General features: G+C 64.3%; 17 protein-coding genes. 4 read left to right on the forward strand and 13 right to left on the reverse strand.

The features are described 5' to 3' along the window. Positions 1-366: 366 nt before the first annotated feature. On the forward strand, positions 367-966 hold the full coding sequence (locus ACTHL0_RS14240; protein ID WP_440567400.1) for an FMN-dependent NADH-azoreductase: 600 nt from the start codon (positions 367-369) through the stop codon (positions 964-966). 47 nt (positions 967-1,013) lie between these two features. Here ACTHL0_RS14240 and ACTHL0_RS14245 read toward each other — a convergent pair whose 3' ends face one another. The 8 genes from ACTHL0_RS14245 to rpe all read right to left on the reverse strand — a co-directional run bounded on the left by ACTHL0_RS14245 (position 1,014) and on the right by rpe (position 8,758). Beyond that, positions 1,014-2,015, reverse strand: a complete 1,002-nt coding sequence (locus ACTHL0_RS14245) for a uracil-DNA glycosylase (protein ID WP_440567402.1) — start codon at positions 2,013-2,015, stop codon at positions 1,014-1,016. Further along, positions 2,012-2,638, reverse strand: coding sequence for a CYTH domain-containing protein (locus ACTHL0_RS14250; protein ID WP_440567404.1), 627 nt, complete (start codon positions 2,636-2,638; stop codon positions 2,012-2,014). Before ACTHL0_RS14250 ends, ACTHL0_RS14245 begins: the two co-directional genes overlap by 4 nt. A gap of 67 nt (positions 2,639-2,705) precedes the next feature. Further along, entirely contained in the window at positions 2,706-3,491 is a 786-nt protein-coding gene (trpC, locus tag ACTHL0_RS14255) for an indole-3-glycerol phosphate synthase TrpC (RefSeq protein ID WP_440567405.1), read from the reverse strand. A 69-nt stretch (positions 3,492-3,560) separates the two neighbouring features. Beyond that, positions 3,561-4,592 carry an anthranilate phosphoribosyltransferase gene (trpD, locus tag ACTHL0_RS14260; protein WP_440567406.1) on the reverse strand — a complete coding sequence of 344 codons (1,032 nt, stop codon included), beginning with the start codon at positions 4,590-4,592 and terminating at the stop codon, positions 3,561-3,563. Positions 4,593-4,686: 94 nt separating this feature from the next. Next, positions 4,687-5,271, reverse strand: coding sequence for an anthranilate synthase component II (locus tag ACTHL0_RS14265; RefSeq protein WP_440567407.1), 585 nt, complete (start codon positions 5,269-5,271; stop codon positions 4,687-4,689). A 254-nt stretch (positions 5,272-5,525) separates the two neighbouring features. Continuing rightward, positions 5,526-7,019 (reverse strand): anthranilate synthase component I, encoded by a 1,494-nt coding sequence (gene trpE / locus ACTHL0_RS14270; protein ID WP_440567408.1) that lies wholly within the window; start codon positions 7,017-7,019, stop codon positions 5,526-5,528. A 291-nt stretch (positions 7,020-7,310) separates the two neighbouring features. Beyond that, positions 7,311-8,072, reverse strand: a complete 762-nt coding sequence (locus ACTHL0_RS14275; protein ID WP_440567410.1) for a phosphoglycolate phosphatase — start codon at positions 8,070-8,072, stop codon at positions 7,311-7,313. Further along, on the reverse strand, positions 8,069-8,758 hold the full coding sequence (gene rpe / locus ACTHL0_RS14280) for a ribulose-phosphate 3-epimerase (RefSeq protein WP_440567412.1): 690 nt from the start codon (positions 8,756-8,758) through the stop codon (positions 8,069-8,071). Before rpe ends, ACTHL0_RS14275 begins: the two co-directional genes overlap by 4 nt. 271 nt (positions 8,759-9,029) lie before the next feature. Here rpe and apaG point away from each other — a divergent pair, with 271 nt between their 5' ends. Then, positions 9,030-9,404 carry a Co2+/Mg2+ efflux protein ApaG gene (gene apaG, locus ACTHL0_RS14285; protein WP_440567414.1) on the forward strand — a complete coding sequence of 125 codons (375 nt, stop codon included), beginning with the start codon at positions 9,030-9,032 and terminating at the stop codon, positions 9,402-9,404. Positions 9,405-9,443: 39 nt separating this feature from the next. Beyond that, the gene (gene mltA, locus ACTHL0_RS14290; protein ID WP_440567416.1) at positions 9,444-10,565 is read left to right on the forward strand and encodes a murein transglycosylase A; all 1,122 of its coding nucleotides are present in this window, start codon (positions 9,444-9,446) and stop codon (positions 10,563-10,565) included. A gap of 201 nt (positions 10,566-10,766) precedes the next feature. On the opposite strand, the gene paaK is transcribed toward mltA, so the two are convergent. From paaK to paaN, 5 genes are all read right to left on the reverse strand, one after another. Further along, a complete protein-coding gene (gene paaK, locus ACTHL0_RS14295; protein ID WP_440567418.1) occupies positions 10,767-12,065 on the reverse strand; it encodes a phenylacetate--CoA ligase PaaK in 1,299 nt (432 codons plus the stop codon). A gap of 132 nt (positions 12,066-12,197) precedes the next feature. Further along, entirely contained in the window at positions 12,198-12,677 is a 480-nt protein-coding gene (gene paaI / locus ACTHL0_RS14300; protein WP_440567420.1) for a hydroxyphenylacetyl-CoA thioesterase PaaI, read from the reverse strand. A 1-nt stretch (position 12,678) separates the two neighbouring features. Then, positions 12,679-13,470 carry a 2-(1,2-epoxy-1,2-dihydrophenyl)acetyl-CoA isomerase PaaG gene (gene paaG / locus ACTHL0_RS14305; protein WP_440567422.1) on the reverse strand — a complete coding sequence of 264 codons (792 nt, stop codon included), beginning with the start codon at positions 13,468-13,470 and terminating at the stop codon, positions 12,679-12,681. An 85-nt stretch (positions 13,471-13,555) separates the two neighbouring features. Continuing rightward, entirely contained in the window at positions 13,556-14,758 is a 1,203-nt protein-coding gene (pcaF, locus tag ACTHL0_RS14310) for a 3-oxoadipyl-CoA thiolase (RefSeq protein ID WP_440567423.1), read from the reverse strand. Between the two features lie 109 nt (positions 14,759-14,867). After that, positions 14,868-16,577 carry a phenylacetic acid degradation protein PaaN gene (gene paaN, locus ACTHL0_RS14315; protein WP_440567424.1) on the reverse strand — a complete coding sequence of 570 codons (1,710 nt, stop codon included), beginning with the start codon at positions 16,575-16,577 and terminating at the stop codon, positions 14,868-14,870. A gap of 162 nt (positions 16,578-16,739) precedes the next feature. Here paaN and ACTHL0_RS14320 point away from each other — a divergent pair, with 162 nt between their 5' ends. Continuing rightward, a complete protein-coding gene (locus tag ACTHL0_RS14320; RefSeq protein ID WP_440567425.1) occupies positions 16,740-17,516 on the forward strand; it encodes an enoyl-CoA hydratase in 777 nt (258 codons plus the stop codon). The last annotated feature ends 151 nt before the right edge of the window (positions 17,517-17,667 follow it).

Consider the following 17,667-nt stretch of genomic DNA (forward strand, 5'->3'; position numbering starts at 1 on the left):
GGCCGAGTTCAGGGCCGAGTTCAGGGCCGAGTTCAGGGCCGAGTTCAGGGCCGAGTTCAGGGCCGAGTTCAGGGCCGAGGGCCGACTTCAAGGCCGACCGGCGGTTCGCTCGGCCGAGCCACGCCCCGGCAGGGTGGGGCTGGGGCCTGCGCGGGGCGCTTGTCCGCGAGCGTTCTGCCGTCACGCTCCGGGCGGGGGATGAGCCTGCCAGAGGGGCCCGCCTCCGTCGGGCTGACCGGTTGGAACGAAGGGATCGTTCTATCGTTGCAACAATCCGTCTTCTTTGCCCTACTTTTTCTGCGTCGGGGCAATCGCGACAATGGCTTCACTCGCGCACCACTGCGCACCCCACTTGGAGCCCCCGACATGACGACCATCCTTCAACTGAATTCCGCCGCCCGTTCGCAAGGCGCGAACTCGACGCTGCTGGCCAATGAGCTGGCCGCGAAGCTGCAAGCCGCGAACCCCGGCGCGAAGCTCGTCCTGCGTGACCTGCTGACCGACGCATTGCCCCATCTCGACGATTCCGTGCTCGGCGCGTTCTTCACGCCGGCCGAGCAGCGCACGCCCGAGCAAGCGGCTGTCGCTGCGCGCAGCGATGCGTTGATCGCCGAGTTGCAAGCCGCCGACATCGTCATCATCGGCGCGCCGATGTACAACTTTGGCATCTCGTCGCAACTGAAGACGTATTTCGACTGGATCGGGCGTGCCGGGGTGACGTTCCGCTACACGGCGAACGGTCCTGAAGGGCTCGTCAAAGGGAAGAAGGTGTATGTCGTGTCGGCGCGCGGCGGCAAGTATGCGGGTACGCCGCTCGATAGTCAGACGCCGCACATCCAGGCGTTCCTCGGCCTGATCGGTATCACCGATGTCGAGTTCATCTATGCCGAAGGCCTGAACATGGGCCCGGACGCGGCCGGCGCCGCGCTGGCATCGGCTCGCGAAGCGATCGCGGCCGCCGCGTAAGGGCGCGCCCGGCGGCTGGCCCCGGGCGACGACGGGGCGCCTTCAGGTTAGGCGTCCACCGTTTCGGGCAGCCGCCAGTCGATCGGCTCACGGCCGTTCCGGGCCAGATATTCGTTGGCGAGCATAAAGTGCCGGCAGCCGAGAAAGCCCCGGTGTGCCGAGAGCGGCGAAGGATGCGGCGCCTCGAGCACGCAGTGCGGCCGCGCATCGAGCAGCACACGCTTCGCCTGGGCATGCGCGCCCCAGAGCATGAAAACAAGATGCTCGTGCCGATGCGCCAACTCGCGAATCAGCGTGTCGGTGCAGGCTTCCCAGCCGCGTTTCGCGTGACTGGCGGCCTTGGCCTGCTCCACGGTCAGCACCGTGTTCAGCAGCAACACCCCTTGCCGGGCCCATGCGTCGAGGCATCCGTGTGCCGGCATCACATGGCCGAATTCGGCGGCGATTTCCTTGAAGATGTTGCGTAGCGAGGGCGGCGGCCGGACCGGCGAAGGCACGGAAAACGCCAGACCATGCGCTTGCGGATGGCCTTTGTCGTCGCCGTGGTACGGGTCTTGGCCCACGATGACGACCTTGACGTCGTCGGGACTCGTCAATCGCAGCGCGCGGAACACCTCGGCCGGATACACCGTTTTGCCGGCGGCGATTTGATCGTCGACGAATGTGCAAAGCGGCCGATAGGCGCTGCTGTCGATGAAAGCGCGCAGGTGTGCGCGCCAGGCGGGCGGTAAAGCGTCGAATTGCGATTCAAGCGGCTGAGCGAGCCCTCGTGGCTCACTCAGCGCTTGAGACTGAACGAGCCCTGGTAACTCGTCCTTCCCTTGTGGTGCGGTGAACCTGTCCAGTTCGTTTGACTCTTCTGCTCGGGCAAGGCCCTGCGGCTCGTTTGACGCTTGCGGCCTGGAAGGCCCGGTTGGCTCGCCCGCTTCTGGCAGCGAGTTGGGCCCCGGCGATGCCGGCACAGCTTCTGCCGTATCGAACAACGACCCTTGCCCCTGGTGGCGGGCGGCGCGAGCGGCGCGCGAGCGCGGCTTGGCCTTCGTGTTCACGGCGCACACAGTCGATAACCCCGCTGAGCCTTGTTCACGTTCTCGGGCGCGAGCCCCGGGACCGCAGCCGATAACTTCTCCGTCAATGCGTGCAAGGCCGATTCATCGCCTTCCAGCAGCTCCAGCTCGATTTCGCTGATCGCCTCGCTGCGTGTTTGCCCATTCGCGTTGGCCGTGACGTCGCCGCGATCGATCGCGGCTTCGATCCGCGCGCCCTCGAAGTCAAGACACCAAAGGCGCCGCACGAACGTTGTCCGAAAGCGCTCCCCGAGTGCCGGTGCTGCCGCCCGCAGGGCGGCCAACGCCGCTTCGTCGTCGCAGGCGGCGGCGAGCGCGTCGAACTCGAGTGCGTCCGCTGCGACCGCCGTTTCCCACTCGTGACGGCTATGCATGCCGCCCGTGGCCGTCCCCGCCGCCTTCAGCGTTTGCAGCCACCCATCGGGCGTCTTGCGCAGCCGCAGGGCGATCTTTGCACCGGCCAACGCGAACGAGGGCGTATCGAAATAGATATTCGCGAGCGGTACGTCGCGCCCCGGTGCGCCGGCGACGCCGGTGAAAAACCGATCGGCCGCTTCGGCTCGATCGGGCGGCAAGGCCAATTTGAATTCGCGTTCGATGCTCATGCTGGATAACGGATCAACCGTTTGCGAGGACGGGGCGGGGCGGGATCGGAAGACAGCCGGAAGACGGTCAGAAAAACATCTGCGACAGCGCGGCGCCCGGATCGTCCGCCCGCATGAACGCTTCCCCGACGAGGAACGTATGCACGTCGCTGGCTCGCATGCGCTCGACGTCGGCGCGCGCGAGGATGCCCGATTCGGTGACGACGATGCGATCGTCGGGCAGTGCGTCGAGCATGCCGAGCGTGGTATCGAGCGAGGTTTCGAACGTTCGCAGATTGCGATTGTTGATCCCGATGAGCGGCGTCTTGAGCGTCAACGCCTGCGTGAGCTCCTGACGATCGTGCACTTCGACGAGCACCGCCAACCCCAGCGAATGTGCGAACGCTTCGAGCTCTTGCATCTGCGTGAGCGACAATGCCGCGGCGATCAGCAAGATCGCATCGGCGCCCATCGCGCGCGCTTCGACGATCTGATAGGGATCGATGATGAAGTCCTTGCGCAGCACGGGCAGGCTGCAGGCCGCGCGGGCTGCTTCGAGATACGCTGCGCTGCCTTGGAAGAACTGGACGTCGGTCAGCACAGACAGACATGCCGCACCGCCCTTCTCATACGAGCGTGCAATATCCGCGGGGACGAAATGTTCGCGCAGCACGCCCTTGGACGGGCTGGCCTTCTTCACTTCGGCGATGACGGCGGCCGCCCCGGCCGCGTGCTTGGCGCGCAGTGCGCCGACGAAGTCGCGCAGATCGCGCGACGACGCTTCGAGGCGCAGCTCTTCGAGCGGCGCGCTCAGTTGGGCCGCGCGCACTTCTTCGTGTTTAACGGCGATGATTCGTTCGAGAATGTCGCTCATGGACGAAGCCTTTCTTGCTGATTGGAGTGGATTGCGCCGATGCCTGACGGCATCAATGCTTGAACGGCATCAACGCGTGAATTGTTGGGTGAACCGCACGAGCTCGTCGACCTTGGCGCGAGCCTGACCTGTCGCGATGGCTTCCCGCGCCATCCCGATGCCATCGGCGATCGATGCGACGACGTTCGCGGCATACAGCGCCGTGCCGGCATTGAGCGTCACGATTTCGCGGGCGACGCCGGGACGGTTCTCGAGCGCTTGGAGCAGCATTGTTTTCGATTCGTTCGCATCGGCCACTTTCAGCGTACGGTTCGACACCATCTGCAGCCCGAAGTCCTCCGGGTGAATCTCGTACTCGTGCACCTGCCCGTCCCGCAGTTCGCCGACGAGCGTGGCCGCGCCGAGCGAAACTTCATCCATGCCGTCCTTGCCATACACGACGAGCACGTGCTTCGCGCCGAGGCGCTGCATGACCCGCACCTGAATGCCGACGAGATCGGGATGAAAAACGCCCATCAACTGATTGGGGGCGCCGGCCGGGTTCGTCAGCGGACCGAGGATATTGAAGATCGTGCGTATGCCGAGTTCGCGGCGTACCGGCGCGATGTTCTTCATCGCGGGATGGTGATTCGGCGCGAACATGAAGCCCATGCCGGTTTCGGCGATGGAAGCGGCCACCTCGTCGGGCTGCAGGTCGATGTTGACCCCCAACGCCTCCAGCACGTCGGCGCTGCCCGATTTGCTCGATACGCCGCGGCCGCCGTGCTTGGCCACCTTGGCACCCGCGGCGGCGGCGACGAACATGGTTGCCGTCGAGATATTGAACGTATTGGATCCATCGCCGCCGGTGCCCACGATGTCGACGAAATTGGCGTTGTCGGCCACTTCGACGTGGCGTGCGAATTCGCGCATGACGGTGGCGGCGGCCGCGATTTCGCCGATCGTTTCTTTCTTCACGCGCAAGCCGGTGATGATCGCGGCGGCCATGACCGGCGACATGTCGCCGCGCATGATGAGCCGCATCAAGTGCAGCATCTCGTCGTGAAAGATCTCGCGGTGTTCGATCGTGCGCTGCAGTGCTTCTTGCGGTGTGATGGTCATGGGTCCGCCCTGGTTCGTTCCGTCCGTCTATCTCGCGTCCGTCGTCGCGCGTGGCTTGCGTGGCTCGGCTGCGGCTCGTGCGCCGCGTGCGGCGTCAGGCAGGCTGTGCCGCCCGCGTTCCCTTCAGGAAGTTCTCGAGCAGGGCATGTCCATGCTCGGAGAGGATCGATTCCGGATGGAACTGCACGCCTTCGACGGCGAGTGTTTTGTGGCGCACGCCCATGATTTCGCCGTCTTCCGTCCATGCCGAGATTTCGAGGCATTCGGGCAGCGATTCTCGCTCGATCGCGAGTGAATGGTAGCGGGTGACATCGAAGTGCTTCGGCAGATTGGCAAATACGCCTTTGCCGTCGGTTTCGATGCGGCTCACTTTGCCGTGCATGATCGTGCGCGCGCGCACGACGCGGCCGCCGAACGCTTCGCCGATGGCTTGATGGCCCAGGCAGACGCCGAGGATCGGTACCTGCCCGGCGAACGTGCGCAGCACGTCCAGCGTGATGCCGGCGTTTTGCGGATTGCTCGGGCCCGGCGACAGGCAGATCTGATCGGGCTTCATCGCGGCGATTTCGTCGAGCGTGATTTCGTCGTTGCGATGGGTGCGGACGTCCTCGCCGAGTTCGCCGAAATACTGCACGAGGTTGTAGGTGAACGAATCGTAGTTGTCGATCATGAGCAACATGATTTCCCTCAATTTTGTCGAAAAATGACGCTTCCTTCCGGTACGGCCGGGTGGGGCGAGTTTTTTACCCCGTTACCCCTTGTTGGGGCGGAAGGTCGATCCGCCATTTGGCGGATCATTTCATCCGCCTTTCCCCGGGTGCAGGTGAACGCGCCGGGCGCAAAAGTCACGCCAAGGCGCGTTCGCAAGCGTGCAATAAGCGTAAAGGGCCCGTACTTTGCGTTCGATCGTCGGCAATTTGATGCTTTGCCCGTTCAAAAATCGCTGTCGAGGCCGTCTTGCACTTGCTCGGCCGCGCGCAGCACCGCGCGCGCCTTATTCTCAGTTTCCTGCCATTCCGATTCGGGCACCGAATCGGCGACGACACCGGCCGCCGCTTGCACGTACAGGTTGCCGTTGTGAATGAGCCCCGTGCGGATGGCGATCGCCAAGTCCATCTCGCCCGTGAACGAGAGGTAGCCGACCGCGCCGCCATACAGCCCGCGCTTGACGGGTTCGAGTTCGTCGATCAATTCCATCGCCCGCACTTTCGGCGCGCCGGACAGCGTGCCGGCCGGGAACGTCGCGCGCAGCACGTCGAAGTTCGTCATGCCGGGCTTGAGCTTGCCTTCGACTGAACTGACGATGTGCTGCACGTGCGAGTACTTTTCGATGACCATCTTGTCGGTCACGGCGACCGAGCCCGTCTGAGCGATCCGGCCGACGTCGTTGCGCGCCAGATCGATCAACATCACGTGCTCTGCGATTTCCTTCGGATCGTTCAGCAGTTCGGTGGCCAGTTCGGCATCGCGCTCGGGCGTATTGCCGCGCGGACGCGTGCCGGCGAGCGGCCGGATCGTGACGATGCGATCCTCGCCACGCTTTTCCTGGCGCACGAGAATTTCCGGCGATGCCCCCACCACATGGAATTCGCCGAAGTTGTAGTAATACATGTACGGCGACGGGTTGAGCGAGCGCAGCGCGCGATACAGCGAAAGCGGATTGTCGCGGTATGGCTTGATCAGCCGTTGGCCGACTTGCACTTGCATGAGCTCACCGGCGGCGATGTATTCCTTCGCGCGGCGCACAGCGTTCAGGTAATCCTCGCGTGCGAACTCGCGGTAGGTTTCCGTCCGCACGCTCGGCGAGGTGACGGGCGGCTGGACGGTCGTGCGCAGGCGTTGACGCAGCTCGCGCAGGCGCTGCTTGGCGCGCGCGTAGGCTTCGGGCGCCTGCGGATCGGCGTAGACGATCAGATAGAGCTTGCCGGCGAGGTTATCGATGACGGCGACTTCCTCCGTCAGCACGAGCTGGATATCGGGCAGGCCGAGATCGTCGGGCGGCGCGCTATGGGCAAGCTTCTTTTCGATATAGCGGACGGCGTCGTATCCGAAGTAGCCGGCAAGACCACCGCAAAACCGCGGCAATCCTGCGCGTTGGGCAACCTTGAAGCGCGCCTGAAACTGTTGGATGAACTCGAACGGATCGCCTTCGTGCGTTTCGACGACTTGGCCGTCGCGCACCACTTCGTTGACCCCGCTTTTCGTGCGGACGAGTGTGCGTGCCGGCAGCCCAATGAATGAATAGCGTCCGAACCGCTCGCCGCCGACGACGGACTCGAGCAGGAACGAGTTTGCGCCGCCCCGCTCGGGCTGCGCGAGCTTCAAGTACAGGGATAGCGGCGTCTCCAGATCGGCGAGCGCTTCGGCGATTAGCGGAATGCGGTTGTAACCCTCGTTGGCGAGGGATTGGAATTCGAGTTCGGTCATGTTCCGATCCTGTTCGAACGGCCGGCACCTGCGTTGCCCGTCGACGGGCGAAGCAGGCGTGCGGCAAGCCGTGGATGCACCGGCGCAACGACGGCAAAAACCGTGCGTGCGCTCATCTTGACAATACGGCTAATCGTGCGCTAATGCGCGGCGAAAAAAAAAAACGACGCTGAAGATGAACTCCAGCGAACCTCGAAAGAGGTTAGCGTGACGAGCGACGCCAGGGCCAGGCTCCCCGGTCGATGCTGCTCGGACTCCGTTTTTTGTTCAGAAACATGAGGTGAATGACGGTTAGGTCAGCGTGGATTGAGCCGTTGCACCGGAGGCGGGCGGAGAGTTCGCGATGAACTTCGCGGCCTCGAGCAACGTGGCGACTATACCATCCGAATTTATCGTTTGTATAGCTTTGCCATGGTTGTAGCCGTACGGCACCGTCAACGTGGCCATCCCGGCTGCGCGGCCGGCGAGCGCATCGTTCTCCGAATCGCCGATCGCCACCGTATCGCCCGGGGCGACGCCCAATGCTTCGCAGGCCGCGAGCATCGGCAGCGGATCGGGCTTTTTGCGCTTGACGCTGTCGCCGCCGAGAATCACGGAAAAGTAGCGTGCAAGCTCGTGTGTTTCGAGGAGCGCGACGGCGAAGCGATGCGGTTTGTTCGTGACGCAAGCGAGCCTCATCCCGGCCTTCGAGAGTGCGGCGAGGCCGCGCTCGACATCGGGATAAAGCCGCGTGTGGCGCCCGTTGATCTCGGCGTAATGAGCCTGATAGCGATCGAGCGCTTGCGCGAAGCGCGCCTCGGTTTCCTCGGCGGAAAACCGTGCGGACAGCACAAGGTGAATCAGATGCTCCGAGCCTTTTCCGACGTAGCCGACGACCTCCTCGCGCGTGATTGGCCGAGCGCCGAGTTCGGCGAGCATGCCGTTCAGGCTTGCCGCGAAATCGTCGGCGGTATCCACCATCGTGCCGTCCAGATCGATGATGGCGGCTTTCAACTGCCGCGCGTTGGATTGCGCCGCTGTTTGCGCGCCGCCGTTCCCGCTCGCCGCGTTCATGCGCCGGCGCCTGCGGAGGCGAGCTCGCGGCGCATGTCGTCGATGACGGCGCGATAGTCGGGCTTGCCGAAGATGGCCGAACCGGCGACAAACGTGTCGGCGCCCGCTTGCGCGATTTGCGCGATGTTTTCCACCTTCACGCCGCCGTCGACTTCCAGATGGATTTCACGGCCCGTGCGCGCCTGATAGGCGTCGATCCGGGCGCGTGCCTCGCGCAGCTTGTTGAGCGCCTCGGGAATGAACGACTGCCCGCCGAAGCCCGGGTTGACCGACATGATCAGCACCAGGTCGACGCGGTCCATCACATGATCCAGATAGTTCAGCGGCGTGGCGGGATTGAATACGAGCCCCGCTTTGCAGCCGTGATCGCGGATCAGCGACAGCGTACGATCGACGTGATCCGACGCTTCCGGGTGAAAACTGATGATGTTCGCGCCGGCCTTGGCGAAATCCGGCACGATGCGATCGACGGGGCGTACCATCAAGTGAACGTCGATCGGGGCTTGCACGTGCGGACGGATCGCCTCGCACACGAGCGGGCCGATCGTGAGATTCGGGACGTAATGGTTGTCCATCACGTCGAAGTGGATCCAATCGGCGCCCGCATCGATGACGTTGCGGACTTCCTCCCCGAGCTTGGCGAAATCGGCGGAAAGGATGCTGGGAGCGATGCGAAATTGCGTCATGGCGTGAGAGGCGAGAGGACCGAAGAATGTCCGGAGGCTGGCCGAAAGGCGGAAAGCCCGTATTTTACCAAGTCGCGGCGGCTTGGCATCCCAGCCGGCCGCGGGGGCCGCGGCGGTTGCGGCGAGGGGCCGCATCGAGCAGAATGCAAAGCCGGAGCGCCGGCCATGAAAGCGCCGGCAACCGGCCCAGCATCGTGCGGCAAGCGTCAGGCTCGCCCCGATTCGGTGCCGCCGCGCGAGCGCGGTGCCGCGATTGTTAAGAGAAATCAAGATGAGCCAGTATGAATTGAGCGTGTCGGCGCAGACGCGCTATTTGCCCGAGCAATCCGATCCCGAGCGCCGGCAGTATGCATTCGCCTATACGCTGACGATCCGCAATACCGGGCAGGTGGCCGCGCAGTTGATCGCCCGCCACTGGATCATCACCGATAGCGAGAACCGCGTTCAGGAAGTGAAGGGCCTCGGCGTGGTCGGGCAGCAGCCGCTGCTGCAGCCGGGCGAACGGTTCGAGTACACGAGTTGGGCCGTGATCGAAACGCCGGTTGGGACGATGCGCGGCGCCTATTTTTGCGTCGCCGACGACGGCGAGCGATTCGATGCGCCGGTGCCGGAGTTCGCACTGCATATGCCGCGCACCCTGCATTGACGCGACGCAACGCCGATGCCCCTCAAGACCGAACATCGTATGCGTATTTATTCGTCCTTCCTGGGCCGCGCGGCGGCTCTGGCGGCGGCCGTCCTGCTCGCTGCCTGTGGCGGCGGCGCCATCGTGCGGCCGGCGGCGCCGCCGTCTGGCGGCGTGCCTGCCGTGACGGGAGCGATTGCGCCCGGTCGTCTCACGCCTGTCGCGTGGCAGCAGGTACCGGGCTGGGAAGACGATTCGCTGATCGGCGCGGCGGCCGCGCTGCGCGAGAATTGCCTGCGCGTCGCACAGCAGCCGAATTGGCGGCGCGCTTGCGCGGCCGCGTCACAACTCGACGATCTCGACGCCACCGCCACACGCTCGTTCTTCGAGACGTATTTCACGCCGTTCCAGCTCGCGAATGCCGACGGCTCGATCGACGGTCTCGTGACCGGCTATTACGAACCGCTGCTGCATGGCGCGCGCGCGCGGCGCGGCCCTTATCAATACCCGCTCTATCGTTGGCCGTCCGGCTATCGCCCCGGAACGTCGTTGCCGTCGCGAGCCGAACTGGAACGCTCCGGCGTACTCCAGGGCAACGAGCTGGTTTGGGTCGATGATCCGATTGAAGCATTCTTCCTGCAGGTGCAGGGCTCGGGGCGCGTTGTGCTCGACGACGGCAGCACCATGCGAGTCGGGTTCGGCGGCTCGAACAATCAGCCCTATCGATCGATCGGCCGATGGCTGCTCGATCACGCCGAAATCACGCCGGCGCAAGCGACGATGCAAGGCATCAAAGCCTGGGCGCGAGCGAACCCGGCGCGCGTGATGAGCTTGCTCGACACGAACCCGCGCTTCGTCTTCTTCCGCGACATGTCGACGGCGCAGAGCGCATCGGCGGGCGGAGACGGGCCGATCGGCGCATTGGGCGTGCCGCTTACGCCCGAGCGCTCGATTGCCGTCGATCCCGCGTCGATCCCGCTCGGCACGCCGGTGTTCTTATCCACGACGCGGCCGTTCACCAATACGCCGATGGACCGGCTCGTGTTCGCCCAGGACACGGGCAGCGCGATCCGCGGCGGCGTTCGGGCCGATTATTTTTGGGGGCACGGCGACGACGCCGGCGATTTGGCCGGCAAGATGAAACAGGCCGGCCGGATGTGGCTGCTGCTGCCTAACTCGTGACGGGGGCGTAGGCGCCGATGAACGCGCCGACGGGCCTTGCCCGGGAGATGGGCGGCCGGCATTCATGCTCGTGCTAGCCGTGGATGCCACAGGCCGGCGAACTCCCGGTCTCGAAAGAGGGGCGCATGGTATTTGCCAAGCCGTGCGATGCAGCGAGCGACGGGCCGATCGATGCCGGCCTCGTCGCTTCACCCGTGGACGTCAGGCCGATCGCTTATCGATCACGCGTTTGGCTTTGCCCACCGATCGCTCGATGCCGTTGACCGGCAGGACGTTGACGATCGCCGTGACCCCGATCAGCGCTTTGATGTCGTAGGCAAGTGCGGCTTTGGCGGCCGCCAGCGTTGCCTCATCGGCTCGCGTGTCGGGGCAGGATTCGACGTTCAGTGTCATCACGTCGAGCGGGCCTTCCTTCGTGAGGACGATTTGATAGTGCGGCGCCAGCGAGGGCTGCTTGAGCAGCAGCTCTTCGATTTGCGTCGGGAAGACGTTCACGCCGCGCACGATCATCATATCGTCCGAACGCCCCGTGATTTTTTCGATTCGACGCATCGTCCGCGCGGTGCCGGGCAGCAAGCGGGTGAGGTCGCGTGTCCGGTAGCGGATGATGGGCAGTGCTTCTTTCGACAATGACGTGAACACGAGTTCGCCGAATTCGCCGTCGGGCAGCACCTCGCCCGTGAGCGGATCGATGATTTCGGGGTAGAAGTGATCTTCCCAGATCGTCGGGCCGTCTTTCGTCTCGACACATTCGCATGCGACGCCCGGGCCCATGACTTCGGATAGCCCATAGATGTCGACTGCATCGATGCCCATGCGGGCTTCAATGGCCCGGCGCATGTCGTTCGTCCAAGGTTCGGCGCCGAAGATGCCGAGGCGCAACGAGGTTTGAGCGGGGTTGATGCCTTGCCGTTCGAGTTCGTCCGCGATCGCCAGCATGTAGCTCGGCGTGACCATAATGATGTCGGGCTTGAAATCCTGAATCAACTGCACCTGCTTTTCTGTCTGGCCGCCGCCGAACGGGATGACCGTGAGGCCCGCGCGCTCCGCACCGTAGTGCGCGCCCAGTCCGCCGGTGAACAGTCCGTAGCCATAACTGATATGGACCTTATCGCCCCGCCGGGCGCCCGCTGCACGAACCGAGCGCGCGACGAGATTGGCCCATGTGTCGATGTCGCGTGCCGTATAGCCGACGACTGTCGGCTTGCCCGTCGTGCCCGACGAGGCGTGGATGCGCGAGATGCTTTCCTGCGGCACGGCAAACATCCCGAACGGATAGTTGTCGCGCAAATCGTTCTTGGTGGTGAACGGGAAACGCGAGAGATCCGCTAGCGTCTTGAGGTCTTCCGGACGGACTCCCGCCTCGTCGAACTTGCGCCGATAGACGACGGAGTGCTCATAGGCGTGCTTGAGCGTCCATTTGAGCCGTTCGAGCTGCAGGGCAGTGAGTTCGTCTCGGCTCGCGGTCTCGATCGGCTCGAGCGGCAGCGCGGTATTCATCGCGTGTCTCCTGTTTCATTGATAAAAACCTGCCCGCGGGCATGCCCGGAGGCTGCCCGTCGAGTACGACAAATGGCGGTTTCGCGAGTCGGCCCTCGCGCCGGTCGTTGGGCGGCGCAAAGCACTGCCGCGTCACGCGGGTGGAATCACGTGCCCTTTGATGTGCGTGGACTTGCCGCGAAACAGGGCGATTGTTTCGCCCGCGCCATTGGTAATGCGAATGTCGTAGATCCCCGTACGCCCGCTGACGGTTTGCTCGACGGCCTCAGCCGTGAGGAGCTCGCCGCCGTGCGCGGGGCGCAGGAATTCGATCGAGCAGCCCGACGCCACCGTATTGACGTTATACGAGTTGCAGGCGAAAGCGAAGGTGGAATCGGCGAGCGTGAAGATCAGGCCGCCGTGGCAAATGCCGTGTCCGTTGAGAAAATCGGGACGCACGGTAGCACGCATGCGCGCGTAGCCTGCCCGCACGTCGTCGAGTACAAAGCCGAGTGCGCGGCTGCATGCATCGGCTTCGTACATAGCGTGACCGACAGCACGGGCCAGTTCGTCGGGTGACGCCGGCTGCGATGGGGCGTGTTCGCGGGTGGCTTGCCTATCCTGTGCGGACATTTCAACGGCCCTCGAAGCGCGGTGCGCGCTTTTGAACGAACGCTTGTACGCCTTCGGCGTAATCGAACGACTGGCCGAGTTCGCGCTGCAGATCGCGTTCGAGATCGAGTTGCTGATCGAGCGTATTCGTCGTGCTCGCGCGCATGGCGCGCTTGATGGCGGCGATGGCGCGCGTGGGCTGCTGGGCCAGTTGGCCGGCGAGCTGCTTCGCGCAGGCGAGGAGGTCGGCATCGTCCACGACTTGCCAGATGAGTCCCCAGCGTTCGGCTTGCTCGGCGCTGATCTTGTCTCCCGTGATTGCGAGGCCCAGCGCGCGCGCCATGCCCGCACGCTGCGGCAGGAACGCCGTGCCGCCCGAATCGGGGACGAGCCCGATCTTCACGAACGATTGGGCGAAACTGCTCGAGCGCGCGGCAATCGCGATATCGCACGCCAGCGCGAGGTTCGCGCCCGCGCCGGCCGCGATGCCGTTCACGGCGGCGATCACGGGCAGCGGTAGCGTTTGGAGGCGGCGCACGAGGGGGTTGAAGTGTTCGTCGATGAGCGCGCCGAGATCCGTCATCGCGCCCGGTTCGAAATTGAGATCGGCGAGATCCTGCCCCGCGCAAAATCCGCGTCCGGCGCCCGTCAGGACGATGGCGCGCACGCCGGCGCCAACGGCTTCGTCCAGCGCGGCGCGCAATTCCTTGTGCATGGCGCGGGTAAAGCTGTTCAGCTTCTCGGGACGGTTCAGCGTCACCGTGGCAACGTGCGCGGCTGCATCGATTTCGACGCCAATCGCTTCGTATTGCATCGCTCGTCTCCCTATGTCTCCGGTGGAGTCGCCAGTGGACTCCGGGGCGCGGCCGGCGTTGAATGCGTCGGCCGCGCCGTGTCGATCACACGCGTTCGATGGCGAGTGCGATGCCTTGGCCTACGCCGATACACATCGTGCACAGCGCATAGCGCCCGCCGATACGCTCGAGTTGGTGGAGGGCGGTCATGATGAGCCGCGCCCCTGAGGCGCCGAGCGGGTGGCCGAGTGCAATCGCGCCGCCGTTGGGGTTGACGCGAGGATCGTCATCGGCGATGCCAAGCATGCGCAGGACCGCCAGACCTTGCGAGGCGTACGCCTCGTTCAGTTCGATCACATCGAATTGTTCGAGCGACATCTCCAGCCGTTGCAGCAGCTTCTGCGTAGCCGGAGCCGGCCCGATGCCCATGATGCGGGGCTCGACGCCGGCCGTTGCCATGCCCAGCACGCGCGCGCGCCGGCGCAGGCCGTACTGGGATGCCGCCGCTTCATTGGCAAGCAAGAGTGCGCAAGCACCATCGTTGACGCCCGACGCATTGCCGGCTGTCACCGTTCCATCGGGGCGCACGATGCCCTTGAGCTTGGCCAGCGCCTCGAGTGACGTTTCGCGCGGATGCTCGTCGCGCGTGACGAGCAACGGCTCGCCTTTTTTCTGCGCAATTTCGACTGACACGATCTCTTGCGCGAGTGTGCCGTCTTGTTGCGCGCGCGCCGCCTTTTGCTGGCTGCGAAGCGCGAAAGCGTCCTGATCCGCGCGGCTCACGGAGAACTGCGCCGCAACGTTTTCAGCGGTCTCGGGCATCGAATCGATGCCGTGCTGCGCTTTAAGGCGCGAATTGACGAAGCGCCAGCCGAGCGTCGTGTCGAAGATTTCGGCTTGCCGGGAGAAGGCATTCGTTGCCTTGCCCATGACGAACGGTGCGCGCGTCATGCTTTCCACGCCGCCCGCGATCATCACGCGCGCCTCGTCAGCCTTCAACGCCCGGGCTGCCGAGCCGACGGCATCCATGCCTGAACCGCAGAGCCGGTTGATCGTAGAGCCGGGCGCATGAACCGGCAGACCCGCCAACAGCGCGGCCATGCGGGCTACGTTGCGGTTATCTTCGCCGGCTTGGTTCGCGCATCCGTAGATGATGTCGTCCAGCGCGTTCCAATCGACGCCCGGGTTGCGTTCGATGAGCGCCTTGATGGGAACGGCGGCGAGATCGTCGGCGCGGACGTCTTTCAGTACGCCGCCGTAGCGGCCGATCGGAGTGCGAATGGCATCGCAAATGTAGGCATCGGTCATCGGATGGTTTCCAGTGTGCGGGGCCCCGTCACCGTGACAGGGCTGATCGATTGGGTTCGACTCGATATTAAATAGGAGCCGGCGTACCGGCTCCATTCGGCCGAGCGGACTATGCCGTTCGGGCGACTTCCGCCGACGCCTCGCGAGGGGCAACATGGACCCTGCTTTGAACGACGCGGAAGCGGTTCGCGACGAAAGCGGCGTCCGCCAATGCGGCGTTCGCTGCCGGATTCGCGCCGGTGCCGTGGAAGTCGGAAAACGCGGCCGACTGATTCACGAACACCCCACCGGTCAGGTTGATCGACAGTGCGACGCCGCCGTCGATCGCCGCTTCTTGCGCTGCGTCGATCGTTTGCTCGTCAGTGCTGTAGACCGATAGCGTGAGCGCGCCGTGCCGGGCGGCGAGCGACGCGGCGAGCTCGAGCGATTGCCGCGTCGAGTCCGTAGCGATCACGAACGAGATCGGTCCGAACCATTCGGTGCCGAACTTCGCCGAATCGCGGGCCGTGTCCAACTGCAACAGGAGCGGCGTGCGCACGCGTGCTTGTGGGAAGGCGGGATGTTCGAGCGTTTGACTATCGGCGAGCACGCGGCCGAGCGAGCGCGCTTCGTCGATCCGTCGCGCCACGCCTTCGTTCTGGATTGCGCCAAGCAGCTCGACGGCGCGGGCAGGATCGGCCACGAGCTTTTGCACCGCGCCTGCGATTGCCTGGGCCACTTCGTCGAAGGTGGCATGGCCTTCGGCGGTGCGGATACCGTCGCGGGGAACGTAGATGTTTTGCGGCGCCGTACACATTTGGCCCGAGTACAGCGCGAGCGAAAAGGCGATGTTGCGGGCGACGGCCTTCAGGTCGTCCACGGAATCGACGACGATTTGATTGACGCCGGCCTTTTCGGTGAACACTTGAGCCTGGTGCGCATTGCGCTCGAGCCAGGTGCCATTTTGCGTGCTGCCCGTAAAGTCGATCAGCTTGATCTCCGGGCGCCGGGCGAGATCTTGCACGAGCGCGCCGTCATCCGGGTCTGTTGCGAGCAGCGTGACCACGTTTGGATCAAACCCGGCTTCGCGCAGGACCTCGCGTGCGATTCGCACGGTCACAGCTAGCGGCAGGATCGCGCCGGGGTGCGGCTTGACGATCACGGCGTTGCCCGTTGCGAGATCGGCGAACAGCCCGGGATAGCCGTTCCAGGTGGGAAACGTGCAGCAGCCCAGCACCAGGCCGATGCCGCGCGGCACAACGGTATAACGCTTGTGCATGGCAAGCGGCGGGTTCTTGCCCTGCGGCTTTTCCCAGTGGGCGTCCGCCGGTATGCGGCGCAGCTCGTCCCACGCGTAGGTGATGGCCTCGAGCGCACGGTCTTGCGCGTGCGGGCCGCCCGCCTGGAACGCCATCATGAATGCCTGGCCGGTGGTGTGCATGACGCTGTAGGCGATCTCGAAGCTTGCGCGATTGAGCCGCTTCAGAATCTCGAGGCTCACGCCGGCCCACGCCTCGCGGCCGGCTTTGCGCCAGCTTCGTTCGGCGGCGGCAACTGCCCCGAGCAACGTATCGACATCGGCTTTCGGGTAGCGAATGCCGAGCGCGAAACCGAACGGCGATTGTTCCGCGCCGACCCATTCGCCGGTGCTCGGCTGGTCGAGCAGGAATTCGTGATCGAGGTGCGCCTTGAAGGCGGCTTCACCGTCCGCATTGCCGGTTTCCCCGTACACTTTGGGGCTTGGCATTTCCGCGAACGGGCTCCAGTAGCCGCGCGAGCCGATGGCGTCGAGGGCTTTTTTGAGCGTGTCTTCGTGCTTCGCAAATAGAGGATGGGTCATAGCGAGACAGGGGGCAGGCCAGACGTTGGTGGGAGCAGGCCGGTAAACAAAAGAATCGTACCAATTAACCGACCGACCGGTTGGTTGGCGAATGTTAGCATTGTTTCCGGGCGGGCGTGAAAGGTTTTCTCGCCCAGTCGACATCTAAGATAAGGAGGATGCATGAGCTACGAAAACATTCTGGTGGAGACGCGCGGGCGTGTCGGTCTGGTGACGTTGAACCGGCCGAAGGCGTTGAACGCGCTCAACGATGCACTGATGGACGAGCTTGGCGCCGCGCTGACGGCGTTCGATGCTGACGAGAACATCGGCGCGATCGTCGTGACGGGGAGTGAAAAGGCGTTCGCGGCAGGTGCGGACATCGGCATGATGGCCACCTATACGTATATGGACGTATACAAAGGCGACTACATCACGCGCAATTGGGAGACGGTGCGCTCGATTCGGAAGCCGGTCATCGCGGCGGTGGCCGGATTCGCGCTAGGCGGCGGCTGCGAACTGGCCATGATGTGCGACATCGTCATTGCAGCCGATACGGCGAAATTCGGCCAGCCCGAGATCAAGCTCGGCGTCATGCCGGGGGCGGGCGGCACCCAGCGGTTGCCGCGCGCGGTCTCGAAGGCGAAGGCGATGGACATGTGTTTGACCGCCCGCTTCATGGACGCGGCGGAGGCGGAGCGCGCGGGACTGGTGTCGCGCATCGTGCCGGCTGCGTCGCTTCTCGACGAGGCGCTCGGTGCCGCGGCGACCATCGCTGAATTCCCGCTGCCGGCCGTCATGATGGTGAAAGAGTCCGTCAATAGCGCATATGAATCCACGCTTGCCGAAGGCATTCGCTTCGAGCGGCGGCTGTTCCATTCGTTGTTCGCCACCGAGGATCAAAAAGAAGGGATGGCGGCATTCCTCGAGAAGCGCAAACCGGTGTTCAAGAACCGCTGAAACGAACCGCTGAAACGATTCGTTGAAATAACGCTTGCACAGTGTTCGGAAGGCGCCTAGAATGCGCCCTCTCGTTCAGACAGTGTGGCTGAGCGAAGAGAAGCGGGGCCTTGCGGGGCGTGGTTTTACGCGAGGTGTTCGTCGATAGTTC

Origin of the sequence: Trinickia sp. (assembly GCF_051961175.1) — a bacterium.
In the GTDB taxonomy this organism is placed as follows: Bacteria; Pseudomonadota; Gammaproteobacteria; order Burkholderiales; family Burkholderiaceae; genus Trinickia.